A 25,297-nucleotide genomic window follows, 5' to 3' on the forward strand; every position below is an offset into this window, starting at 1 on the left:
AATTGCTTAGTCATTGTGGACGCAAGATGCGCTGCCCAAGGCATTATCACGCTTCGCCTGCGATTTGAAACGTGCCGCCCGCGCCATCGCCAAGATTGGCAAGGAACGGCGCGGTCTCATTGTTCCAGTCAAGCATCCCATGCTACCCGCGCGCCATCACGGCACCTCTAGGAAACGAGAGCATTCATGCGTGAACTAGGGACACTTGCCGGAACAAGCCTCTTGGTTGCGATCCCAGATTGCTCGCAGCGGCCGCCCGCAAATGCATATCATCGCTGCGGTTAAGCGCCGCGATCTCCGCGAGACCAGATTCAATACTCGCGGCAAGGTCAGTGTAGTCGCGCCCGGGGGCCTCGTCACGCCCGCGCGGATGAAATCTTACGGCCGGCCGCCCGTTCGGCCATCATTCCCGGAGAAGAGCGCTAGGTTCGGGCGCACCATGGATACGACCGCCGCGGGCGAGGAGCGCTACTCCTGGTGGAGCGACTCCATCCGCCGTGCATACTTTGACCAAGCGGGCAAACCGTGTGTACTTGCTGTCGACGACGCCGAACTTGGGCGGCTGGCTCCGGACCGTGACGACGCAGTGGCTGACCTCGTCCAGGCCGTCCTCCGCGTAGGCGGTGCGCCAACCTCCAGTGACTTCTTCCCTGGCGTCATGGCACGCTTCCAGCGGTGGAGGATCGGCGGACGAGTTGAGCTCCCCCCGGTGCTGCCCCTTCTTGCGCTCTCTGTGCTGGCCGCTCACCGCATGCACGGGGATGGCACCTATTCCAAGAGCAACTACTACATCCGGCTCAGCGAGCTCCTGGCAGCAGGGGGCGCACCGGGCGGACCCGAAGAGATCCGTGCGCAGGTTGAGAGGCGCTTTGGGCGGGTGGCCGAGATGTGGCAGGGCCTCGACGAATATCTCCGAAGGCACCCCGAGCACGGCGAGTCGACGATCCCCGAGCGCCCGAGGCTGACCATCATCGGGTACCCGATGTCGCAGGCACTCGTCCGCAGGTCCGACCGAGCTGTGCTCACGCAGTTCTTCTCGAGACTGCGCCTGGGCACTCAGCGCGACATGCCGCGTGACTTAGTCCTGGCGAACCTCCGCCTGTGGGCAAGCCGGCCCCGCGGCTTCAGTGAGCCCTTCGTCCGTGCGATCAACAGTGCCGACCTCGAGCCCCTGGTTATCCCGATCGTGCTCAGCCTCTTGCACTCATGGGACGGCCAGGTTCTTGGCCCGGAAGGACGCACCCAGGTCGCCGCACGGCTCGTGATCGACCCCGATAGGTGGTCCTCGTCGTGGGTCGTCCAGGCTGCGGCCGACATAGGTGACACTTTCACAGGGACGATCGACAGACGCTCGGTTGAGGTGCAGGTCTTGAGGAGCGAGGGGGCCTCATACGCCCCGCTCGAAGGCCTCCCGAGCACACCTGGATCTCTCTGCAGGTCAGGATTCGAGCTCCGGGGCGACCAGGCGACCGTTGTCGCGCGGGGCGCGCGACTGGTGTTCTTCGCCGAGGACCCCGCGCTCGGGGCCTGGCTATCACGAGGCTCCATGTCGCCGTACGAGGAGCACATCGTTGCCGCGTCAGCGGACATCTCCTCCAGCTTCCGCGAGGCACTCGAGACAGCTGCCGACCCGGGCTGGCGCGAGGTGCGGCAGCGCCCCGAGTCGCCGCTGCTGGTCGGCTACGTCATCTACCGCAAGGTCCGGTTCTCTCGTGATGCCCCACTGGACAGCACCCTCCAGAAGTTGCCCTCGCTCGCCACGGCCGGCCTGCGGCCCGACCACACCGCCCGCGCACGGTTCGTCAACGGCCTCCGCGTAGCCCGCGGCGTGAGCAGCAACTGCTACCTCACGGGCTGCGCACCAGACCTGCTGCTCCCTTCGGGCGCGGAGTCGCGGCCGGTCATCGTGACTCTCGACGGTGTGAACCAGCAGTTCCGGGCCACGGGGTTCCCCATCCCGCTTCGCCGGGTGTCCGGGCTCGAGCCTGGCCCGCACAACGTGGAGGTCGAAGGCGAGACACTGACCTTCCACCTGGTGCGCGACGACCCCGCACCGGAGAATGCAACCGGCGCAGAAGGGCTCGCCTGGGACACTGGAGGAAGCCTCTCGACCGCGACCGTCGATGCCCTCGCACGTGGCGCGGTGGTCGCGGGCGTTGACATCCTCCGGCCCATCTTCGCCCAGCGGGGGCAGGACGAGTCGGCCGTGATCCACCGCGACGGCCACTGGCAGCGTGTCATCGAGCCTGGGCGGCCCGCCTTCCTGAAAGACCAGGTCAGCCCGTCCCCCCGCTTCGAGCTCCAGGCCCCGCCATCGGCCGTCTGGCTCGCCCAGCGTCGGGGTGTGCGCTGGCGGGTGCTCAAGCTGGCTGAAGAGGCACCGGCCTTCTCAGCCGACTCGTTGTCTGCCTCAGACCGCGACGCCTGGCGCCGCCTCGTCGGCAATGGGCCGGAGCACGACACGCTGTGGTGGGCATACCTGCAGGCTGCGGGGGTCGACGCGTGATTGGCGATCTGCTGCTCTCCTGGATGTCGGCGACCGGTTCTGGTTCCGTCAGGGACCTCCGGCGGCGCGTCCAGTGGATGGCCCGCACCAGCGACGCAGACCACAGCGCGCGCGCCGCCGCGCGCTGGGTGCGTGACATGACGACCCTCGGCCACTGCGAGGTCGACTGGCAGGCGGACCGATGGTCCATCGCTCCATCTGCGCTGACCGTGCTGCCCTGCTCAGACGGGCAAGCTGCCCTAGTCGGCTCCCGCCGTGCGGCACTGCTCGAGCGGCTGGAGGACAGCAACCTCTGGATCGAGCATCTCGTGCAGGAGCCCTCCGGGGACGACCTGCCGATGCCGACAGCCATCCTGGCGAGCTACGACTCGTACGACTCGCTCGCGGCCGAGGCCGCGCGCATCGGAGCAGCATTCGCGGGGTGTGCCGCGGTGAGGCTGGCGGCACGGCTGCCGCGGATCGGCCTCGGCCGCGACGCCGCGCCGCCCTCCTGGTCCAGCACCACGCTAGAGCGGTTCGAGGGCCTGGATCACCCCTACTTCCGGTCGGCCGCGGTCCGCGGCGGAGAGCTCCTTCCAGACGGTCTGTACCGGACGGAGGTGCTGGGCCGTAACGCCTACCTGCTACTGCGGGACGGCGCCTGGCACCACTGCGGCCGCGGAGAAGGCGTGTACCTCGAGTTGGCGCGCTGGGGGGAGACCACGCTCCGCTACCGGTCCGACGCCGTCGGCTACCCGGAGTGCGGGAGCGTCTTCGTCGACTGGGGAGCGCCGCTGCCGCCACTACAGGCGCGCGCGCTGGTGCTCTGCAGTGGCAAGGTGCCCCGTTTTGGTCAGGCCGGCCAAACGACGATCTATTGCAACGTGCCCATCAAGGTGGCCCACCTGGTGGCCGACTCACTCATGCAGAAGCTGGTCCTGCTGTGACTGGCGTGAAGCAAGCGGGACGGGGACTCATGGGCAGCACAAGCGGAGGAGAGCGTCGGCTCAACCCCCTCGGCACCTTCAACAGGCTCCGCGAGGCGTACTTCAAGTATTACGACACGCCCTTCGGGCTCGCGAACCGCCAGCTGGAGGACGAGCGACGCGAGCTCCTCGACCGTGACGGCGGCGTGTTCCGCAGCCCGCACATCGAGCTCCGCCCGGAGTACGTCACAGCCGACCGTCCTCTGGGCGAGTCCGTAAGCGCTTCGGGCGCCGCGCCAGAGCTCGAAGCGTTCGCGCAGTGCGGGCTCTTCCCACCTGGAGTCGTCCTGTACCGCCACCAGGAGGAGGCGCTTGCGGCCGGGGTCGCCCAGGACGGGCACATGGTCATCACGGCGGGCACCGGCTCAGGCAAGACAGAGTCGTTCTTGCTCCCGGTGCTGTCGACGCTGCTCAAAGAGTCCAGGGGGTGGCAGGGCGGGCCTGCGCCGCAGCAAGCGTCACCTTGGTGGCGGAGCGACACCGAGCCCTTCGCAGCGCAGCGGGAGGGGGAGCACGGCCGGCGCCAGGCGGTGCGGACGCTGATCCTGTACCCGATGAACGCTCTGGTCGACGACCAGCTCATCCGCCTACGCCGTGCTCTCGACAGCGATGCGGCCCGGACCTGGCTCGACACCCACCGCAGCGGGCACCGTTTCTACTTCGGGCGCTACACGGGGTCGACGCCTGTCACGGGCGCGCCGGGCAACGGCCTCGCCGTCAAGGACCTGCGCCACTACCTCAGAGAGACCGAGACCAGGTCGAGCCGCGCAAGGGAGCTTGCTTCGTCTCCCGGGGCGGACCCAGACACCCAGTACTTCGTGCCACGGCTCGACGGTGCTGAGATGCGGTCCCGCTGGGACATGTCCGCCGCGCCGCCGGACATCCTCATCACGAACTACTCGATGCTCAACGTCATGCTCCTCCGGGAGAAGGACGATCTCTTCTTCGAGTCCACCAAGGCGTGGCTGGACGAGGACCCGGACAACAAGTTCACGCTGGTCGTCGACGAGCTGCACATGTACCGCGGCACGGCAGGCACTGAGGTCGCCTACCTCCTGCGGCAGCTGCGCCACCGGCTAGGGCTCGACAACCGGCCCGGCCAGTTCCGCGTGCTCGCAGCATCCGCCTCTCTGGACCCCTCGCGCGACCAGGAGTACCTGGCGAGCTTCTTCGACGTCGAGCCAGGCAAGTTCGAGTTCGTGCGAGGACATCTTGTGCCCTCACTTCCCGCAGCAGCGAGCACTGTGCCCCCGGCGCAGGTCCTGGACGCCTCCGACGCACCAGCGGCGGCCGCCCTCGCGCGCACCACGGGGCTCACCGCCGCCATCAGGGCCGCCCTGCACGAGGGTGAAGGTGGCGGCACCTCCAAGACTGCGGCCGACCTTGCTCAGCGCCTGTTCCCCGGAGCCCCGCCGGAGGAGGGAGAACAGGCGGTAGGGCGCATCCTCGAGGGCCTCGCAGCCGACCCGGAGCCCGGTGACCCTCGGCTCCGGGTGCACATGTTCTTCCGTAACGTTCCGGGCATCTGGGCGTGCACCGATCCCGAGTGTGGCAGGGTCCCCCCCGAGCACCGCGAGGGGCGAGGAGTCGGCTGGCTCTACGCCGAGCCGGTCAGCCGCTGCGGCTGCGGCAACCGCGTGCTCGAGCTGCTCTACTGCCAGAACTGCGGTGACGTGTTCCTCGGCGGCTTCGCGCCGGAGGGCGCCACGCAGCGGAGCGCGGTGGACACGACGCTCCTCGCCGACGTGCCAGAGCTCGCGAAGCTTCCCGACCAGGTGTCGCTCGAGCGCACCGCCGCGAACTACGTCGTGTACTGGCCCGACCCGCGGCCCACCCTCGACCGGCTGGACAAAGCGGTGTGGGGCGCCAAGAAGACGGTCGAGTTCGCGTTCAGGAGGTCCGAGCTCAAGCCCGGCACCGGCGGCCTGCGCAACACAGAGGCCGGCGCCACGGGCTGGAGCTTCCACGTGACCGCCGCCCCCGGCTCCAAGAACGGCCCGGCCGCTCACGAACTCAGCCCGTTCCCAACACAGTGCCCCTCCTGCGGGGACGACTGGGAGATCAAGTTCAGCCACGACCGCAACGGCATGCTCCCCGTGACAGACCCCCTTCGGAAGCGGTCGCCGATCCGTGCGATGCGCACCGGTTTCGAGAAGATCAATCAGGTTCTCATCACCGAGCTCGCTGGTGACCTCGACGAGGACGACCGCAAGGTGATCGTCTTCACCGACAGTCGCCAGGACGCAGCGAAGCTGTCCTCAGGCCTGGCGCTGCGTCACTACCAGGACCTACTGCGGCTGCTCCTCGTCCAGCGGCTCACCGCGGCTGGCGACCCTGCCGATGACGTGCGGCTGGCGAAGGCCCACGTGGTGGGCGGCACGAAGACTGACGCGTCATGGGAGGCGCTCGACCGGCTCGCGGAGAGGGACCCTGCCACGCTGTCCGAGCTCCGGAGCTACTGGGAAGGCAAGCCGGGTGGGACCGACGAGCTCCTGGCTCGCCTCGAACAGCGTCTGGGCTCCCAGCCCAGCATCGCTGAGATCTCAAGTGGACTGGCTAGCGACCTGCTCGCGCTGGGCATGAACCCCGGCGGGCCGCACGCCAACCTGCAGCAGACAGACGAGATCAAGAACCCACGGCCATGGACGTCCTGCTACGACTGGGACGTCACGCCACCCAAGGAGCGCGGCGGGCTTGCACCAGCACAGAAGACGCTGGTCCGAGACATCCAGCAGTCCCTGATCAAGGAGCTGCTGGACGGCTTGTTCTCCGGTGCGGGACGCGACTTCGAGTCGCTCGGGCTCGGCTGGCTCACGCTCGAAGGCGACACCGCCGGGCCCGACATCGACCCGTCCAGCTCTCTCGCGCACGTCCGCGCAGCGCTGCGCGTGCTCGCCGACCAGCGGCGGTTCTTCGGGCTCCGGGACGGCAGGCAGGACCCCACCGCTCGGCTCCGGTCGCTGTGGACGGCAGTCGAGCGCGAGGGTGGGCCTGACCAGACTTCGATGCGGGACCTCGTCCTCGGCAGGGCCGGCGGTGCCATCACCGACTACCTCATCGACCCGGCCAAGGTGATCCTGCGGCGCGGCGGGCAAGAAGGGTGGGCGTGTCCCAAGTGCAAGCGGACCCACCTCACACGGGGCTGCGCACTGTGCACCAGGTGCGGGACGCCGCTCCCCTCCGAGACTGCACCGATCGACAAGCAGGACGACTACTACGCGTGGAAGGCCACCAGCGGTGACGGCCGGTTCCGGCTCCACTGCGCGGAGCTGTCCGGCCAGACCGACCGCGTCGACGCCCAGTCACGCCAGAGCCGGTTCCAGGGGGTCTTCCTCGACCAGCGGGAGCGGGAACTCCCGGACGGCATCGACCTGCTGTCGGTCACGACGACGATGGAGGCGGGAGTCGACATCGGCTCGCTGTCGGTCGTCGTGCTCGGCAACATGCCTCCCACACGCTTCAACTACCAGCAGCGTGTCGGGCGGGCTGGCCGGAGGAGCTCGCCCGTCGCCGTCGCACTCACCGTCTGCCGCGGCCGCAGCCACGACGAGTACTACTTCGACCGGCCCGAGAAGATCACGAACGAGCCGACGCCGAAGCCTTACCTCGCCCTGAAGCAGCGGGAGATCTTCGACCGGGCCCTCCGCAGCCACGTCCTGCAGACCGCTATGCGGTCACTCGGCACCCACCTGGACTCCGACCCCGATATCGACTTCACGGCGACAGCGAACGTCCATGGCGCCTTCGGCAAGACCTCTCAATGGGAAGCCCTGCGGCCACATCTCGCAGGCTGGCTGGCCGGTCACAAGGCCGACGTCCGTGCCGGTGCAGTCGCTCTGGCGCGAAGCACTCCGTTCGAGAGCGAAGCCATGGCGATCGCCGACGAGCTGTGCGGCACCCTCGTCCCGCAGATCGACGAGGCGGTGACGACGGGAGTCCATGAGGACCTCAGCCAGCGGCTCGCTGAGGTGGGGCTGCTCCCCATGTTCGGTTTCCCCAGCAGCGTCAGGTATCTGCATCTCCGGCGCCCCGACAAGGCCTACCCGTGGCCACCTGCCGCCTCAATCGACCGGGACCTCCCGATGGCGGTCACCCAGTTCGCACCGATGAGCGAGATCGTCAAGGACGGCCGCGTCTACACCGTGGTCGGCGTCTCCTCGTTCGAGCCGCGACGGCCGTGGCCTCGCGCCTCTGCCGACCCCCTCGGCGCGTCACGTGCCCTCGCCGTGTGCCGGGCTTGCTCCTACCTGCACGACGCAGAGGCGGAGGCCAGCGAAGAGCAAGAGGTATGCCCTCGCTGCGGGGCGGGACCTGACAGCTTCAGGTCGATGCCGCTGCGCGAGCCGCTGGGGTTCCGCGCAAGCGCGAAGGTCCGCGACTTCGACGGCAACTTCTCCTGGACGGCCCGCGCCATGGCGGCCCGGGCACACACCGACCTCACGGCGCTGAGCCAGCAGCCGACGGGGGCCGGTGTCGTGTACGCCGGCCCGGGCCGCCGGTACGTCATCAACGACAACGGCGGGAAGCTCTTCGGCTTCGTCGGGACGCCTTCAGGCGGGCAGGACTGGGGTGGCTTCATCTCGACAGATGCGGTCAAGCGTGACCTGGTGTACGGCAAGGACCCGGTGGGCGAACCATTCGACGTTGCCCTTGGCGCGGTCCAGCCCACGGACTTCCTGTTCTGGGGCCCTGACCAGCCTGTGCGAGCGAAGGAGGGGGTACGGCTCAACCTCGCCGCCGGGGCTCAGCAGCCGTCGGGTGCACGAGAGTCCGGAGAGGGCCGCCGCGGGGCGTGGTACAGCCTCGCCTTCCTGCTCAGGACCGCGGCAGCGGCGTGGCTCGACATCCAGCCTGTGGAGCTGACGGCAGGCATCTACTCCGGGCTCGTCGACGACCAGCCCGCGCTCTTCGCGTTTATCGCAGACACCCTCGAGAACGGCGCGGGCTTCAGCACCTACCTCGGCACGGCGGGGCTCACCGAGTACCAGGAGGCGATTGCCAGGCTCCTGAAGGAGCTCGAACAGGAGAGCCACGCGCAGGAATGCAGCGCGTCGTGCTACCGGTGCCTGCGGGACTACGGGAACATGGCATACCACGCGCTCCTGGACTGGCGGCTGGCGCGGGACCTCTATGGCCTGCTCCAGGGTGGGACGCTGACCGTCGACACTGAGGCCGAGAAGAAGGCGATCGCGCGTTGGTCGGAGTCATTCGGCGCGCAGGTCATAGAGGGTGCGCCGGCCGCGACAGCGCACTACGGCCACCCAAAGTTCGGGAGCATCGCCGTCGTGGCCAAGCATCCCCTCGAGGCGTCGGAGACGACCCTGATCTCGCAGAGGATGCTAGACGCTCAGGTATTCGCAGAGGCCAACCTCGACGACCTTGACGGCGTGGTCTTCGTCGACACGTTCACGCTCGACCGCGAGCCACGCCGGGTCCTCGAGATGTGCGAGGAGGTCGAGGGGTAGGAGGCCCGCGATGGAGACACCTCACGGATGGCTTGCGCCGTCGTCGGCTTGGCGGCTGGCTCAGTGCGGCGCGTCCGCCGTGCCGTCTGCCGCGCCTATTGCCCCCACTCCCGGGCACGTCACCAGCGCGGGCTCGGCAGCACACGCGGCTGTGGCCGCCTGGGTGCAGCAAGGGCTGTGGAAGCGTCCGGGGCCTCATCTCGAGCGCCTATACGACGACGTCTGTAGAGCTCATGGCCTTGAGCCAGAGAGCATCCGTGACGGCCGCCTCACCCGTGGCCGCCTCGGCGCGCGGGAACAGCAGCTCCGCTCGCTGCTGCTCTCTGCGGGCCCCAACCCCCTCGTCTCGTGCGAGACGCCCGTCCGCGATGACATGCGACGGCTGTGGGGCATCCCCGACCTCGTCGCCCGGGGCACCGCGACGCTGGTGATCGACCTGAAGACCGGCACTCGTGCGACGGCTCCTCTGCCCGACCGGGTCAGGGACCAGCTCCTTATGTACGCCCACCTGGTCAGCGTGGAAGACGGGAAGTTTCCAGCCCGCGCCGTCGTCTTCAGTCTCATCAAGGGCACCATCGAGATCAGCCTGGGCGCGGCAGACTTCGACCGGCTACTGGCCGGCATCGACGCGGCGCGAGCCTCGCAGCCGAAGGCCCGGCCATCCCCAGATGCGTGCAGGTCCTGCGCACGCCGCCTCACCTGCGGGCCGCACTGGGACGCCGTGCACCTGTGGGACGAGCCAGATGGGCTCGAGGGCGAGATCCTCAGAGTCGCCGCAGCAGAGAACGGCGCCGTGTCAGTGCAGCTGTTGACGACGGGCGGGCCAGCCTGGCTCACGCACCTCGAGCCCAAGATGCTGGGCCGGGATGTAGCTGTGGGGCGCCACGCCCGCGCTGTCCGTGTCGTCCGCCGCACTTCATCACCCGAGACGTGGCGAGCGACCCGACAGACACAGGTAGCTGCTACCACCTGGCGCAGCGACTAACGGCATGTGGGTGCGTGGCTTCCAACGCACCACAACCCTCGGAGGCAACAGATGGACCTCAACTGGCAGGACGACAATCTCGGCACCCGGGTGCGGGTGGCGCTCTGGCTGACGAAGGAAGTGGGCGAGGGTGGCACGTTCCGCAAGCAGCAGCTGCGTGACGCCATGCCCGGCGTCGAGCAGATCGACCGCCGAATGCGCGACCTCCGGCCCGCCGGGTGGGAGATCCTCACCTACCGTGACCGCGCCGGGCTGGAGCCTGACGAGCTGCTCCTCAACAAGATCGGGCTGCCGGTGTGGCGGCCCGAGCACCGGGCGGCAGGGCTCCGGGTGATCCCGGCCCGGGTCCGCCAGCAGGTTCTCGAGCGGGACTCGCACAGGTGCGTGCGGTGCGGGGTCCTCGCTGGTGAGCCGTACGCCGACGACCCCGCAACGACCGCCCGCCTCACCATCGGCCACGTCAGCCCGCACAAGTACGGCTCGGCGGCCACGGCCTCGGACCTGGTGACCGAGTGCGCGCGCTGCAACGAGACGGTCAAGCACTTCACGGGCGCACGGCTGACGAAGGAGCAGGTGTGGGACCGCGTTGTCGACCTGAGCAACCGCGACAAGGTCAAGGTGCTGTCGTGGCTCGAGAAGGGCCGTCGCGAGGCGTCGCCCGCTGAGATCGCGGCGTCACTGGTGTTCCAGCTCCCCGCAGTCGAGCGTGACGAGATCCGTGACCGGCTCGCGGACGCCGTCGGCTGACCGGCCCGGAGCGAGCGGATCCTGGGCTTCGACGCCCGGGGTCCGCTCGCGCATGCAGCTCCAGCGGAGCCGCGACACCGCTCCAGAGATGGCGCTGCGCAGGCTCATGCACGCGCGCGGCCACCGGTACAGAGTTGACCGTCTGCTCCCACTCGTCGGCGTCCAAAGGCGTGCCGACCTCGTCTTCGGCCCTGCCCGCGTCGCGGTCTTCGTCGACGGGTGCTTCTGGCACGGCTGCCCGCTCCACGGCAACCCGGCCGTTAAGGCCAACGTCTGGTACTGGCCTGACAAGATCGCCCGCAATCGGGCACGAGATGCCGACACAGACCGGCGGCTCCGCGAGATCGGCTGGCTGCCGTTCCGGGCATGGGAGCACGAGACACCGTCGGACGTGGCGGACCGTCTCGAGGCTGCGCTCCGCAGCCGGAGGCTCAGCTGATCTGCCGGCGCCTCCCGTGGTCCGCGAAGGCAAGGTGCCGGTCGTGGTCCTCCTGGCCGCGGAACGCCTTGAAGTCGCCGAGCTTCCAGGCTGTGCTCCCGCCGCGCGGGGCCTCGTGGACCTCGAAGTCGTGCTTGAGACGGCTGATCCTGGCCTCGATTTCGTCGGCGGTGAGGCGCGATCCCAAGGTGCGCTCGATCCGCGCCGTGGTCATCCAGTCGTCGGCGTCCCGCAGCGCCCGGTAGACCTCGTCGTGCATCTTCCGCTCTGGGCTACGCTCCGCTGAGCTGGTAGCGGGATCGAAGGCACGGGCGATTGCCTCACCCACGGCGCGGGCGACCGGGGGCGGGAACGCGTTGCCGACCTGCCGGTAGTGCGACGTCTTGCGGCCGGTGAACGTCCACTCATACTCAGGCCCATGCCAGCCCTGCAACCGCTCCACCATCTCCAGCGTCAGCCGGGGCATGTGGTTCGGGTCAGTGGTGTTCGGAGGCTCGTTGGCGATGCCCATGCCGTCGACACCGAGCGCAGCCCACGCCCGCTTGGCACGAGTCGGCCCGAGGTCGGCCCCGCCGTGCTTCTTGCTGCCGCCCACGATGGTGGGGGCGATGCCGGTCGCACGCTCGTAAGCCCACGTGTCTGCGTGCTTCCAGTTCTTCGACATGAGGTCCAGGAGCGTCGTGCCGACAGTCTCAGACGTCGGCTTCTTCTCCGGCCACTCGAAGCGCGCCGCGTCCTCCGGCCGGAGTGCCACAAGCACGAAGCGTGGCCGCAGCTGGGGGACGCCGTAGTCCTTGGCCTCGAGCAGCTCCCAGTCGGCGACGTAGCCGAGCTCCTCGAACCGGTCAATGACCGCCTGCCGGTAGCCACCGAAGCGAGTGGAAGAGAGGCCACGTACATTCTCGAGCATCACAGCACGCGGCTGCATGCGGCCTGCCAGTTCAACCGCCCACGCGAAGAGGTCCCGCTCGTCATTTGCACCCAGTTGCTTCCCAGCGACACTGAATGGCGGGCACGGCACCCCTCCTGCCAGGAGGTCGATCCCAGCCTGGAACTCTGAGGGATTCCAGACCCGCGGATCAGCGACGTCGCCGACAGCAACAAGAGACTCCACGTCGTCACCCGGCTGGAGCCGCCCCAGGTTAGTGCGGAGGGTCGCAGCGGCCGTCGGGTCGATCTCTACTGCGAGTCTGTGCTCGAACCCCGCGAGGTGGAGCCCTAGTGACTGGCCGCCCGCTCCAGCGCAGATCTCGACGACACTCAGCTTGCTCACACCGACTCCTCAACCCGCCGACTAGGAGCCTGCACTCGGCTCCGAGAGCAGTGTGGCCCATGGCGCAGACACTGATCACGCAGCGGTAGCTTCCCTGTCGGTCGCCAGTGCGCCCGGCAGCACTCGCGCGATGCTTCAGCTCGGGTGCTCAGTTAGCTCTACGGCCCCAACCGACTCGATCGCCTTACGGGTTGCAGGAGCGTTGTGACCCGACGAAGCACGCCACAGGCATCATCGGTGCAGCCAGGCTCCCTGCTCACGTGCAGCGTCACGTGGGATCGCGCACATAAGCCGGTACTGATCGCCCTCAGGCGAGGATAGCCAGGTGGGCGAGTCAGCCCGGCCGCCTCGGCGCTACCGGCTGAGTGCTAGCCACTCGTCAGCGCCTGCTTGAGCGGGGCTCATGGCCGCCCCGGAACTCTGACCCGCTGTCGATGATGCGCCGCCGCAGCTCATCAGGCGGTCGGCAGCGACTGCACCTCCCGCCGAGGCCGCATGTGGCCCACGCACCCACCCGGCTAGAGTCCCCCACGTAAGCGGCCCGACGGACTTCCGCCCCGCGCTCTGCGCCCGCGGCGGACATGTCCCCTCCGCACGATCCTTCGTGCTGCCAGGGGACGATCTCGGTGGGTGTGAACCGGATGAGCGCCGACGCGCTCGCCGCCATGACGGACAGTGACTCCTCGGAGATCGAGCGTGTGCTCGCGGATTACCTCTTCCAGGAAGGTGTCGGCGTCCCGGGCATCGGTGAACGGCGGTCGTGGCGGAGCAGCCTGCCGGTCCTCGCGCGGGACCTGCGTGACGCAGGGCTGGGCAAGGTCGAGGTGATCCTCGAGCACCGCCTGCCGCTGACCAGCAAGCGCGCGGACGTGGTGCTGGCCGGGGTGCACCCGCGGACCGGCGCGCCGTCGTACGTCGTCGTGGAGCTCAAGCAGTGGGGCAGGGCCGCACGCTGGGAGACCAGCGACTCGCTCGTCGAGGTGGAGGGCGCTCCCTACCGTCCGTCGCTGCACCCGTCGCTGCAGGTCGCGGGGTACGTCGACTACCTGCAGGACTTCACGGCGTCGCTCGCCGACGGCCACGCGTCGGTGACCGGTGTGGCCTACCTGCACAACGCGACGGACCACGGCGTGCAGGACCTGCGGGCGATGCCTGCGTCGTCGTCCGCCCGGCTCGTCACCGGCCAGCGTCGCGGCGAGCTGCACGACCTGCTGCGGGGTCTGCTCGCGCCGGAGCCTGGGGTCCACGCCGCTGACGAGCTCCTCGGCTCGGCGATCCGCCCGTCGCGGCAGCTGCTCAGCGTCGCGGCCGCCGAGATCCGCGAGCGCGAGCAGTTCGTCCTCCTCGACGAGCAGCGCGTCGCCTACGAGATGGTGCTGGCGGCCGTCGACGAGGCGCGGTCGTCGGACACCAAGACGGTGGTCGTCGTGGCCGGTGGTCCCGGCAGCGGCAAGAGCGTGATCGCACTGTCGCTTCTGGGCGAGCTGGCTCGCCAGGGTCGCACGGTGCTACACGCGACCGGCTCGCGGTCGTTCACGCAGACCTTGCGCCAGGTGGCCGGCAAGGGTTCGACCCGGACCAAGAGCCTGTTCATGTACTTCAACAGCTTCATGACCGCGGAGAAGAACGGGCTGGACGTGCTCATCCTCGACGAGGCACACCGCCTCCGGGAGAAGTCCGTCAACCGGTACACGCCCAAGACGTTGCGTGAGCGTGCGCGCGCTCAGGTCGACGAGCTCCTCGACGCCGCCCGCGTCCCCGTCTTCCTGCTCGACCAGCACCAGGTGGTGCGCCCGGGCGAGCTGGGCAGCGTTCCGGAGATCGAGCAGGCCGCCCGCGCGCGGGGCCTCACCGTGCGGCACGTCGACCTGGGGGCGCAGTTCCGCGCCGGAGGCAGCGAGCGCTACGTCGAGTGGGTGCAGCGGCTGCTCGGGCTGCACGGCGAAGGACCCGTGCCCTGGGCGGACGAGCCGGGCTTCCGTGTCGATGTCGTCGACACGCCACACGAGCTCGAGGCCCGGCTGCGCGCGTACCAGGACGCCGGCTCCAAGGCGCGCATGACCGCCGGCTACTGCTGGCGCTGGAGCGACCCGCGACCTGACGGCACCCTGGTCCCCGACGTCCAGATCGGCGACTGGTCACGCCCGTGGAACCTCAAGGGCGACCGCGCCACCGGCGGGGCGCCGCCGTCGTCGCTGTGGGCGACCGACCCCGCCGGCTTCGGACAGGTCGGCTGCGTCTACACGGCCCAGGGCTTCGAGTACGACTGGAACGGCGTGATTCTTGGCCCCGACCTGGTGTGGCGCGACGGCAGGTTCGTCGCCCGGCGGGACCAGAACCGCGACCCCGACTTCCGCAGCAGGACGAGCGTGGACGACGCCACCTTCGACCGCCTGGTGCGGCACGTCTACAAGGTGCTGCTCACCCGCGGGATGGTCGGCACGCTGCTGTACTCGCCGGACGAGGAGACCCGCGACGCGTTGCGCGAGCTCGTCAACCGGCCCGGGGGCCCGCCTGGCAGGTGACACGCCCGTGGCCCGTCTGGACCGACCGGCGTGGGCTCCCCCGAAGGTCTGCACAACCGGGCGGTTCGCCCGCCGCGCGGCTACGGCGGCGGGGTGCTGACGAACCGCTCCGCACCGGACGCGCGGGTCGCGCCCGTGCTGATCGTCGCCGACGTCCGCGCCGCGGTCGCCTGGTACACCGAGGTGCTCGGCTTCGTCGAGCACGTCCGCATCGGCGAGGGCCACCGCGCCCAGCTCGGGCTCCCGGACGGCCCTGCGGCCGAGCTCGTCGTCGCGGAGGAGCGCCCCGGGCGCGCCGCGTCCCGAATCCTGACGGCCGGTCCCACCAGGTCATCCTCAAGGCCGTCGATGTCGACGCCGTCGTCGCGGCCGCGCTATCCCGCGGAGCCGTCCTGGTGGACCCGTCGCACGACTGGGAGTACGGCGAGCGCCAGGCCACGCTGAACGACCCGTTCGGCCGCCAGTGGGTGCTCACCCAGACGCTCGCGGACGTCGCGCCCGAGCAGTGGGGCGGACGCTCCGTGGTCCCGCGCTCGCCGTAGGGTCCCCGTCAGCGCAGGTGCCCCGACGGGCGACGCCGACGACCGCCCCGAGGCGCCGAGCGGTGCTGACCGAGGCGTCCGACGCTCGGCCCCGTGACCGAGCCCTCCTGGTGGTTGATCCTCGCCGCCGTGGGACTGTGGTTCGTCGGTCTCGGCGTCGTCGCCTACCACGACCGGAAGCAGGCGGAGGGATAGACGACGATCGCGGCGGGCCGCGATCAGGGCTGGCGGCGGCGGAGCGTCCACGCGTCGGCCGTGTCGAGATCCCCGTCGGCCACGCGGATGAAGACGAGCCGGTCGTGCAGCCGGTCGCGTCGGCCCGCCCACAGCTCGACCTCGTCGCACGCGATCCGCCAGCCGCCCCACCCGTCGGGGACCGGGACGTCGTCGGGGGACCCGGTGTCCGGGTAGAGCGCGGCGTACCGCTCGTAGGCGGCGACCAGCGTCGCCCGGTCCGCGACCGGCTGCGACTGGTCCGACGCCCAGGCGCTGATCCGCGACCCCCAGGGTCGCGTCGCGAAGTAGGCGGCAATCTCGTCGCGCCTCACGGGGACCGCCCGCCCGCGGAATCGGACCGCGCGGTACATCGCCGGCCACGTGAGGGACGCGGCGACCGACCCCGTGGCGACGATCTCCCGGCTCTTGGCGGACCCCAGGTCGGTGACGAAGCCGGGCCCGCGCTCGTCGAGGAACCGCATGAGCACGGTGCGGACGTTCGCGTGCCCGTCGGAGTCGACCGTCGCGACGGACAGCGCGGTGGGCTCGACGACGTCCCCGAGCTCGGCCTGCCGCGCCTGCGCGTCGGCCACCCACGCCCGGACCTGCCGCAACGGCGTCGGCGCGACGCCGTCCTCGCTCAGCCCCTCACCTGCGTACTCGCTGCGCACGCCGCCCTCCTTCGCTCACTCGTGCTCGATCGCGACCGCGTCCCGGCCGACCCAGCCGGGCGCGCCCGGGTCCACCGCGGAGTCCCCGACGAGCGTCGCCAGGTCCGCCTCAAGGCGCGCGAGCTGCTCGGCGCCCAGCTTCGCCTCCCACCGGGCGCGCAGGTCCTCGAAGACTGCTTCGCCCTCGCGCAGGACGTCGAGCCCGCGCGCGGTGACCTGGAGGCGGTTGCGTCGGGCGTCGGACGGGTCCGGTTCGCTCGACACGTAGCCGCGCGCGACGAGCACCGCGACGGTCTTCGCTGCCGCCTGCTTGGAGACGGACAGACGTCGTGCGACGTCGGACGCGCTGTCGGCGCCGGCGATGATCGCTCGCATCGCGAACTCGTGGGTCGGGCGGAAGTCGTCGTAGCCGCGGGCGGCGAGCTCGACCATCGCGCCGTCCACGAGCGTGCGGAACCCGCCGAGCAGCAGCAGGGCGAGGTCGGCGCCGGACCGGGACATGACGACGAGCCTAGACACCCCGATGGACATGGACAACTAGGTTGTCTACCGTGATGGACAACCACGTTGTCTATTTGAGGAGTCGACGATGAGCACCACGCAGGCGACCGTCCCCGCCGTCGAGCACCACACCGCACGGATCAACGGTGCGCAGCTCCACTACGTCACCGCGGGGGCCACCGGGTCGCCCCTCCTGCTCGTGCACGGCTTCCCGGAGACCTGGTGGACGTTCCACAAGGTCATCCCGCTGCTCGCCCGGACCCACCGGGTCGTCGCCGTGGACCTGCGCGGCTTCGGCGACTCCAGCACCGCCGAGGACGGCCACGACAGCACCACCGCCGCGGCGGACCTGCACGGGCTCATCGAGCACCTCGGCTGGGGGCCAGTGCACGTGACCGCGCAGGACATCAGCGGAGGGGCCGTGTTCCGGCTCGTGGCCGCGCACCCGCAGGACATCCTGAGCCTCACGGCGATCGAGATGGGCCTGGCCGGGTTCGGCCTGGAAGGGCTGGCCGACGTCACGCACGGCGGCTCCTGGCACATCGGCGCCCTGACGGCGGCCGGCATCCCGGAGCTGCTGTTCGCCGGCCGCGAGCGCGAGCTGCTCGGCCAGTGGGCCTTCCCGGGCATGACCGCCGTCGCCGGGTCCGTCACCGACGCGGACGTGGCCGAGTTCGCCCGCACGTACGCCCGGCCCGGCGGCTGGCGCGGGGCCGTCGGCCTCTACCGCTCGATGCTGGCCGAGGGCGTCGACCTCAGGGCCTTGGCGGCATCGCGACCGCTGACCGTGCCCGTGCTCGCCGTCGGCGCAGGCGGCGGGCCGTTCACCTCCGCGACGCTCGGTCAGGTCACGGCGGGTGAGGTCACCGCCGTCCAGCTCGACGGCGTCGGTCACTACGCAGCGCTGGAGGCTCCCGATGCGCTCGCAGCGGCGATCCTCGACTTCACCAGCTCGGTCGACGCAGCCTGACCCGGGGCGACGGGGCGGCTGCCCGTCTCGCCGCGGGCGCTCGTCGGGCGGGCTCCACGACGACGACGACGGTGCCCCACGCCCGCTCGGTGTGGGGCACCGTCGTCGGATGGTCGCGTCCGCCGGACGCTCAGAGGTTCAGAGCGTGATGACGACGGTCGAGATGCTCCTGGCGGGGACGTCGACCGTCACCTGGCTGCCGTTGACGCTCGTGGTCCGCGCCGCGCGGCTCGAGTACTGCGACGTCATCGTCTGGAGCGCGGACCTGACGCCCTGCGGTGCCTGGATGACGGCGCCGTTCACCGCGCTCGTCGAGCGGTTCAGGATGACGAGCGTGATCTTGCCGTCGCCCTGGTAGGCCGTGACCTCGAGCGGGGAGGCCTTCGAGCTCTTCGTCAGACCGACCCGCTGGTAGCCGGGGCGGACGTACTTGGAGTACTGCGAGAACGCCCAGCCGCGCTTGAGGACCGCGCCGCCGGTGGTGCCGTACGCCGACTCGCCGTCGCCGATGAACGAGTAGTAGCGCCGCCCGTACCACCAGACGTACGCGCTCCAGTTGGCCTGCATCGAGCGGTCCACGGTGTACATGACCTTGTCGAGGGTCTCGTTCCAGGCGGCGGCGTTCGACGGGTCGCCCCAGATGTTCGAGCCGTTGCCGTCGGCCTGGTGGTAGTTCCACTCGGTCATCCACTGGTTCTTGCCGTACTGCGCGGCCAGCGGGTACGGGGAGAGGTTCGGCCCGTTCTCCTGGCCGTAGATGTGCCCGCCGACGTACCCGATGTTGTTGCGGGCGGTCGCGTCGTTGAGCGTCGGGTCGCTGTAGGAGCGGTTGAAGCCGAGCGACTCGGCCACCATGAGCTTGGTGTTCTGGACCTTGGCGCCCTGGTCGCGCACGAACGTGCGCAGCTGGTCCCCGGTCCAGGCCATGGAGTCGTAGTCGGGGTGCCAGTCGGGCTCGTTCTGCACCGACGTCACGTCGATCGTCACGCCCTGGTTGCGCATGTACTGGACGTAGCTGTTGAGGTGGTTCGCGTAGTCGCCGTAGCGGTCGGTCCGCAGCGACCCGCCGTTGACGCGGCTGTTGTTCGTCTTCCAGGCCGCGGGCGCGGTCCACGGCGAGGCGAGGATCTTCACGTCCGACCCGTACGACTTCGCGGTCTTCAGGGCGTTGACGTGGGCGCTCCACTCGCTCGACACCGGCGAGATGCCGGTTCGGATGATCGACAGGCCCAGCTGGTCGTCGCCCATGCCGACGAGCGTCTGGGTGTCGGCCGTCGACCAGCCGCTGCCCCAGATCGACACGGCGGCGCCGAAGCCGTCGACCGTCTGGTACGTCGTGCCGGTGTTCACGGTGAGGTCCGCCGGCAGGTTCGGCGTGGGTGTCCGCGTCGGGGTGGACGTGGGCGACGAGGTCGGCGTCGCGGTGGGTGTCGGCGTCGGGGTGGGGCTCGACGTCGGGCCGGTGGTCGACCCGGTGCAGGTGGTCCCGTTGAGCGCGAACGCGGCGGGGACGGGGGTGGAGCCGCGGTGGCTGCCGTTGAAGCCGAGCTCGACCGTCGTCCCGGTGCCGAGCGCGCCGTTGTACGACGCGTTCGTCGCGGTCGCCGCGGCGCCGCTCTGGGTGAGGGTCGTGTTCCAGGCCTGCGTCACCGTCTCGCCCGCGGCGAACGTCCAGGTGAGCTGCCAGCCGCTGAGCGGGTCACCGAGGTTGGTGACCTTGACGTTCGCCGTGAAGCCGTCGTTCCACTGCGACGGGACCGTGTAGTCCACCCGGCACCCGGTCGCGGCGGTCGCCGCGGGTGCCACGGCCACGGTCATCCCCGTGACCAGCGTCGCCACTGCCAGAGCCGCGGACACGGTCCGCCGGCGCCATGAAGTTCCTCGCATGATTCGTCCGATCGCCCGGTGGTCGTTCGATGCACGCGGACGACCCCCGCTGGAAGCCGACGGACGGGGATCGGGAGCACCGCTCGGCGCGAATATCTCGACCCGGATCGGCCTTGTCCAGCGACCCCACCCCTAACCGATTGGGCCGATTTCGGGCAGTCATGCCCGGTGCGAGAGTGGGCAGATCTCTGCCGTGTGAGCGCTCACACGAACCGAGACGCACGGCGCCCACCGGGCTCGAGGACGTGCCCACCCACCGCGACGCCGCGCTGGGCGGACGGACGCCGCGCACCCATCTCCAGGAGGCAGACATGCATCGAATCGGTCGACGGCTGCTGCTCGCCGTCACGCTCTGCGTCGCACTGGCCGGCGGTGTCGCCGCCACCTCCGTGCCCGCCACCGCCGAGAGCAACGGAGGCACGCGCGTGATGCCCCTCGGCGACTCGATCACCGAGGGGATCGGCTACCCGGGAGGCGGCGGCTACCGCGTCGGGCTGTGGCAGCGCCTCGCGCAGGGCGGCTACACCACGGACTTCGTCGGCTCGGGCTTCAACGGGCCCTCCAGCCTGTGGGACCACGACCACGAGGGCCACTCGGGCTGGCGGATCGACCAGATCGACGCCAACGTCGTCAGCTGGGTCCGCACGTACCAGCCGCGCACCGTGCTGCTGCACATCGGCACCAACGACATCAGCCAGAACCGCGACCTGGCGAACGCCCCGAACCGGCTCGCCGGCGTCATCGACAAGATCACGAGCACGTCCCCGCAGACCGACGTGTTCGTCGCGACCCTCATCCCGATCTCGTGGGGCGACTCGCAGGTGCGGTCCTTCAACTCCGCGATCCCCGGCATCGTGTCGAGCAGGGCCGCCGCCGGCAAGCGCGTGCACCTCGTCGACATGTACCGCGCGCTGAACACCGGTGACCTCAGCGACGGCGTGCACCCCAACCAGAACGGCTACGACAAGATGGCGGCCGCCTGGTACAGCGCGCTGCTCGCGGTGCCGGGGAGCATCGGCAACGGGTCGGGCGGCACCAACCCGACCCCGACGCCCACGCCGACCCCCGACCCGGGCAACGGCACCGTCGACACCTCGGCCTGGTACGCGCTCGTCAACCGCAACAGCGGCAAGGCGATCGACGTGTACAACTACGCCACCAACGACGGCGCCCGCATCACGCAGTGGTCGCGCCACGGCGGGGACAACCAGCAGTGGCAGTTCGTCAGCTCCGGCAACGGCTACTACAGGCTGAAGTCCCGGCTGTCCGGCAAGGTCCTCGACGTCAGCGGGAACTCCACCGCCGACGGCGCGGCGATCCAGCAGTACGGCGACCACGGCGGCAACAACCAGCAGTTCAGCATCCAGACGATCGACGGCTACATCCAGCTGATCGCACGCCACAGCGGCAAGGCGGTCGAGGTGCAGGGCGCGTCGACCGCCGACGGCGGCAACATCGTGCAGTACTCCGACTGGAACGGCACCAACCAGCAGTGGCAGCTCGTGAAGGTGGGCTGAGCCCCGCGCACGTCCGCCCTCCGCACCGCACGGGACGAGCCCGCGGTGCGGAGGGCAGCACGACCACTACGCGCTGTTCGGCCTCGCGGCGGTGAGCGCGCTGGGGTTCTGGAGCATCGACGCGCTCACCAAGGTCCACCAGGTGCGCTACTACGCGCGGATGCGTGACCTCGAGGTCGCGGCGTTCCACCTGAACCGCGTCGACCTGCCGACCGGGCTCGGCGGGTTCTCCTCACCGCGGATCGACGTGTCCTGGTCGTACACGGGCAGCGTCCCGGACTACCGCGGTGACCCGCCGTGGCGACTCGAGCCCGCCGTCGTCCGGCGCCTGATCCGCCGGTCCTGGCACATGCCGCACGTCGTCCTGCCGCATGCCGTCGCGGTCGTCGTCGGCGCGGTCCTGTTCGTCCTGGCCGCGGCGGGCGTCGGCGCGCTCGGCGCCATGCAGCCCTGAGCGGACGGGCCCGGCACCGCCCGCCGAGCGCGCGTCCGACATGTCCGATAGGTTCGCGGCAACCCCCCATGTGAGCGGTCACACCATCCGGTGCTGACTTGGTGATGTCCGTCGGGCGGCGACGACGCCGCCCCTGACCCGTCGTCAGCCGCGCGACGCGCGACAGCCGCCGATCGGTTGACGAAGAACGGATTGCCCCATGGTGAGTTCCTTGCGCGCGCGCCGGTCGACGACGCGTACCGGCAGAGCACGACGAGCATCCCTGGTCACGTTCGTCGCGACGGCGCTGGTCGGCAGCGGCCTCGTCGTCGGCACCGGGAGCGCGTCCGCTGCGCCGCCCAGGCCGAAGCCGCCCGCCCACCAGCCGGCCTACACGAACACCGCGCTGCCGTTCAGCGTGCGGGCCGCCGACCTGGTGTCGCGCATGACCTGGGAGGAGAAGCTCGACCAGCTCCGCGCGATGCAGCCGCACGCGACGTGGGCACCGAAGCCCGCCGCGATCCCGCGGCTGGGCGTCCGGTCGTACGGGTACTGGGGTGAGGCGAACCACGGGATCTACTTCCCGACCCTCCCGGGGAACGACGAGTACACGCAGTACCCGCAGAGCACGGCGATCGCCTCGACGTGGAACGCCCCGCTCACGCAGCGCATCGCGGGCGGCATCGCCGACGAGGCTCGGGTCACCTACAACACGTCCTGCCCGCCGGGCAGCGCCGAGCCCGTCCTCCCCGGAGGGGCCTGCTACGGGCTGACGTACTGGTCGCCGAACCAGAACCTCAACCGCGACCCGCGCTGGGGCCGGGCGGACGAGTCGTACTCCGAGGACCCCGAGCTGACGGCGGGCATCGCGAGCGCGTTCGTCAGCGGGTTGCAGGGCGGCTCGTCGTCGCGCCCCGACACGGTCCCGACGAGCGCGGACGACTACGTCCAGGCGGTCGCGACGCCCAAGCACTACCTGGCGAACAACTCCGAGGCGAACCGGGACTTCGGCACGTCGAACCTCTCCGAGCGCTCGATGATGGAGTACTTCGTCCCGCCGTTCGCGGACTCCGTGGGCGAGGCCGGCGCGCGGTCGATGATGACGGCGTACAACGCGGTCAACCTGGTCGAGGACTACACGACCGACTACCCGTCGGCCGCGGGATTCCCGACGACGTGGAGCCCGGACGACCGGGTGACGCCCGGCGGCACGCCCGGCACGCCGATGGCAGCGAGCCGCTACGCGATCGAGACGCTCATGCGCCGCTCGTTCGGCTTCGACGGCTTCGTCGTGTCCGACTGCGGCGGCATCACGCGCGTGCACGCCACCGGGCGGCAGGGCCACTCGTGGCACCCGGTGCAGCTCGGCGGGGACACGCAGGTCGACAAGGCGACGGGCACCGCGTGGGCGCTGAAGGCCGGCACGGACCTCGACTGCTTCGGCCCCGACTACCCCGCGCCGGACGGCCTGCCCGCCGCGCAGGACCAGGGGGCCGTGACGGAGGCCGACGTCGACAACGCGCTCGTCCGCGCGTTCACCGCGCGCTTCCAGCTCGGCGAGTTCGACCCGCCGGCCGACGTGCCGTGGTCCGACGAGTCGTACTCGCTGTCCGACGAGGGCGACCCCGACGTGAAGCTCGCGTCCCCCGCCCACCGCGCCGACGCGCACGAGGCGGCGCTCGAGGCACCCGTGCTCCTGAAGAACGAGCGCTCGACGCTCCCGTTCGCCGGCGCCACCACGGGCCGGACCGTCGCGCTCGGCCACGTCGACACCCTCAACACGTTCCAGTCGGGGTCGTACTCTGGCCCGACGGCCCTGCGCACCACGTTCGCGCAGGCGCTCGCCGCGCAGACCGGCGGGGACGCCGCGGACATCACCGCGGGCTCGTCGGACCCGTACCTGTCCGACCACCTGGCCGTGTTCCCGGACGTGCTCGACGCGGCCGGCACCGCGATCACCACGTCCACGTGCTCCAGCGACCCGTGCGACCCCGAGCAGGACGCCGACACCGCCGAGTACCGCATCTCGCAGGCCGACAACGTGGTCGTCGTCGTCGGGCACCGCAACGACGACGGCGGTGAGGGCACCGACCGCGCCACCGTCACGCTGCCGCGCCTGCAGGCCGAGCTGGTCCGCGACTCGATCGCGCCGCTCGCGGCGAAGTACGGCAAGAAGGTCGTCGTGTGGATCCAGGCGAAGACGATGGTCGACGTCAGCGCGTTCCAGGACCTGCCCGCCGTCGGCTCGATCGTGTGGTCGTCGTTCAACGGGATGTACCAGGCCCCCGCGATGGCGGAGCTGCTGTTCAACGACACCGTGACGCTCGAGGACGGCCGCCGCGCGGTCGCGAACTTCTCCGGGAAGCTGCCGCTGACCTGGTACTCGGACGTCGACGCCCAGCTGGGCGAGGCGACCGCGCCCGAGCTCGCCGTGCAGGACTACCGGATGACGCAGGCCGAGGGCGCCACGTGCGGCCGCACGTACCTCTACTACCAGGTGGGGGCCGGCTGCGCGCCGCCGGACCACGCGTTCGGCGCCGGGCTGTCGTACTCGTCGTTCGACTACGGGAAGCCGACCCTGTCGTCGTCGCGGGTCACGCCGAACGACGCCGTGACGGTCTCGGTGCGCGTCTCGAACCGCGACGCGCGCCGCCCCGGCAAGGCCGTCGTGCAGGTCTACGCGAAGGCCCCGAGGGGCGCGGACGGCGACGAGCGTCCGCTCAAGCAGCTCAAGGGCTTCGTCAAGACCGACGTCATCCGAGGGTCCGCGACGGCGAGGGTCACGATCGAGCCCGGTGACCTGTGGTTCTGGGACGACGAGGCGCACCGGAAGGTCTTCCCGACGGGGCGCTGGACCATCCTGGCGGGCCCGAGCTCGGCGGACGCCGACCTCAAGGCGACGACGCTGCGCGTGACCGGGCACCGCAAGGCCGGCGTCGAGGTCGTCTCGGCGCAGCCCGACGGCACCGAGCTGCGCCTCGACACCCCGGGCAACCGGATCAACGCGCAGCTGTCCGTCACCAAGCACGACCTGACGTTCTGGGACCTCGACGACCGTGCGCTCAAGGTCGCATACACGTCGTCGAACCCGAAGGTCGCGACGGTCGACCGCCACGGCACGGTCGCTCCCCGCGGCATCGGCGCCGCGCTCATCACGGCGACCGCCACCGCCCACGGCGAGAAGGAGTCGACGACCTTCCCGGTCGTCGTCACCGCGGGCGCGTTCGCCGCACCCGGCACCGTGTTCCCCGACGACCACCGGGCCGCCGTGGACTTCGCCGACCGGAGCGTGCCGCTGCGCGAGGCCATCCACCGGGGTGTCCGGCTCTCCGCCCGGCTCGTCCCGGCGGCCGTCGGCACGACGTACACGTTCCGGATCGCCCCGATGGACACCAACACCGCCGGGGCCTCGGTCACCGCCGCGGGCGTCCTGACCGCGGCGCGTGCGGGGCACGTGAGGGTCACGGTCACCGCGACCGTGGGCGGCGTGAGCACGTCGGAGTCGGCACTCGTGACCGTGACGGGACCGAAGGGACGGGGCCCCGGTCCCGGGCCCGGGCCGGGGCATCCGCACCAGGCCGGTCAGTAGCGGCGCGCCGGGAGGGCCGGGCACGAGCTCGGCCCTCCCGGCGTCAGACCGTCACGTGGCGGCGGG

17 protein-coding genes are annotated in these 25,297 nt (G+C 70.5%); 13 read left to right on the forward strand and 4 right to left on the reverse strand.

What is annotated here, in order from left to right; all coding sequences use genetic code 11:
- Positions 1–439: 439 nt before the first annotated feature.
- From F1D97_RS01575 to F1D97_RS01600, 6 genes are all read left to right on the forward strand, one after another.
- The gene (locus F1D97_RS01575; protein ID WP_236121992.1) at positions 440–2,506 is read left to right on the forward strand and encodes a hypothetical protein; all 2,067 of its coding nucleotides are present in this window, start codon (positions 440–442) and stop codon (positions 2,504–2,506) included.
- Complete coding sequence (locus tag F1D97_RS01580; RefSeq protein WP_236121993.1) at positions 2,503–3,432, forward strand: hypothetical protein; 930 nt, start codon at positions 2,503–2,505, stop codon at positions 3,430–3,432. The genes F1D97_RS01575 and F1D97_RS01580 overlap by 4 nt, the downstream gene beginning before the upstream one ends.
- Positions 3,433–3,461: 29 nt before the next feature.
- Positions 3,462–8,936: a DEAD/DEAH box helicase gene (locus F1D97_RS01585; protein WP_236121994.1), complete on the forward strand. Its 5,475-nt coding sequence runs from the start codon at positions 3,462–3,464 to the stop codon at positions 8,934–8,936.
- Positions 8,937–9,087: 151 nt separating this feature from the next.
- On the forward strand, positions 9,088–9,921 hold the full coding sequence (locus F1D97_RS01590) for a CRISPR-associated protein Cas4 (protein WP_236121995.1): 834 nt from the start codon (positions 9,088–9,090) through the stop codon (positions 9,919–9,921).
- Between the two features lie 51 nt (positions 9,922–9,972).
- Entirely contained in the window at positions 9,973–10,668 is a 696-nt protein-coding gene (locus tag F1D97_RS01595; RefSeq protein ID WP_236121996.1) for an HNH endonuclease, read from the forward strand.
- 52 nt (positions 10,669–10,720) lie between these two features.
- Entirely contained in the window at positions 10,721–11,107 is a 387-nt protein-coding gene (locus F1D97_RS01600) for a very short patch repair endonuclease (protein WP_236121997.1), read from the forward strand.
- Here the strand turns inward: F1D97_RS01600 and F1D97_RS01605 are convergent.
- The gene (locus F1D97_RS01605) at positions 11,100–12,380 is read right to left on the reverse strand and encodes a DNA cytosine methyltransferase (RefSeq protein ID WP_236121998.1); all 1,281 of its coding nucleotides are present in this window, start codon (positions 12,378–12,380) and stop codon (positions 11,100–11,102) included. The genes F1D97_RS01600 and F1D97_RS01605 overlap by 8 nt on opposite strands.
- Before the next feature lie 641 nt (positions 12,381–13,021).
- Between F1D97_RS01605 and F1D97_RS01610 the strand changes: the two genes are divergently transcribed.
- From F1D97_RS01610 to F1D97_RS01620, 3 genes are all read left to right on the forward strand, one after another.
- Complete coding sequence (locus F1D97_RS01610) at positions 13,022–14,905, forward strand: DUF2075 domain-containing protein (protein WP_236121999.1); 1,884 nt, start codon at positions 13,022–13,024, stop codon at positions 14,903–14,905.
- Positions 14,906–15,088: 183 nt separating this feature from the next.
- Positions 15,089–15,349, forward strand: a complete 261-nt coding sequence (locus F1D97_RS17520; protein ID WP_396022575.1) for a hypothetical protein — start codon at positions 15,089–15,091, stop codon at positions 15,347–15,349.
- Positions 15,301–15,447: a hypothetical protein gene (locus F1D97_RS01620; protein WP_236122001.1), complete on the forward strand. Its 147-nt coding sequence runs from the start codon at positions 15,301–15,303 to the stop codon at positions 15,445–15,447. Before F1D97_RS17520 ends, F1D97_RS01620 begins: the two co-directional genes overlap by 49 nt.
- Positions 15,448–15,665: 218 nt before the next feature.
- On the opposite strand, the gene pdxH is transcribed toward F1D97_RS01620, so the two are convergent.
- Both pdxH and F1D97_RS01630 read right to left on the reverse strand, forming a co-directional pair.
- Positions 15,666–16,334: a pyridoxamine 5'-phosphate oxidase gene (gene pdxH / locus F1D97_RS01625; RefSeq protein WP_236122002.1), complete on the reverse strand. Its 669-nt coding sequence runs from the start codon at positions 16,332–16,334 to the stop codon at positions 15,666–15,668.
- Positions 16,335–16,349: 15 nt separating this feature from the next.
- Positions 16,350–16,865: a MarR family winged helix-turn-helix transcriptional regulator gene (locus tag F1D97_RS01630; RefSeq protein ID WP_236122003.1), complete on the reverse strand. Its 516-nt coding sequence runs from the start codon at positions 16,863–16,865 to the stop codon at positions 16,350–16,352.
- 58 nt (positions 16,866–16,923) lie between these two features.
- Between F1D97_RS01630 and F1D97_RS01635 the strand changes: the two genes are divergently transcribed.
- Entirely contained in the window at positions 16,924–17,805 is an 882-nt protein-coding gene (locus tag F1D97_RS01635) for an alpha/beta fold hydrolase (protein ID WP_236122004.1), read from the forward strand.
- 138 nt (positions 17,806–17,943) lie between these two features.
- Here F1D97_RS01635 and F1D97_RS01640 read toward each other — a convergent pair whose 3' ends face one another.
- A complete protein-coding gene (locus F1D97_RS01640; protein WP_236122005.1) occupies positions 17,944–19,623 on the reverse strand; it encodes a cellulose binding domain-containing protein in 1,680 nt (559 codons plus the stop codon).
- Positions 19,624–20,003: 380 nt separating this feature from the next.
- Between F1D97_RS01640 and F1D97_RS01645 the strand changes: the two genes are divergently transcribed.
- The 3 genes from F1D97_RS01645 to F1D97_RS01655 all read left to right on the forward strand — a co-directional run bounded on the left by F1D97_RS01645 (position 20,004) and on the right by F1D97_RS01655 (position 25,231).
- Positions 20,004–21,209: an RICIN domain-containing protein gene (locus tag F1D97_RS01645; RefSeq protein ID WP_236122006.1), complete on the forward strand. Its 1,206-nt coding sequence runs from the start codon at positions 20,004–20,006 to the stop codon at positions 21,207–21,209.
- Positions 21,210–21,300: 91 nt separating this feature from the next.
- Complete coding sequence (locus F1D97_RS01650) at positions 21,301–21,663, forward strand: hypothetical protein (RefSeq protein WP_236122007.1); 363 nt, start codon at positions 21,301–21,303, stop codon at positions 21,661–21,663.
- Positions 21,664–21,862: 199 nt separating this feature from the next.
- Positions 21,863–25,231, forward strand: a complete 3,369-nt coding sequence (locus F1D97_RS01655) for a glycoside hydrolase family 3 N-terminal domain-containing protein (RefSeq protein WP_236122008.1) — start codon at positions 21,863–21,865, stop codon at positions 25,229–25,231.
- Positions 25,232–25,297 lie beyond the last annotated feature (66 nt).

Origin of the sequence: Cellulomonas palmilytica (assembly GCF_021590045.1) — a bacterium.
Taxonomy (GTDB): Bacteria; Actinomycetota; Actinomycetes; order Actinomycetales; family Cellulomonadaceae; genus Cellulomonas; species Cellulomonas palmilytica.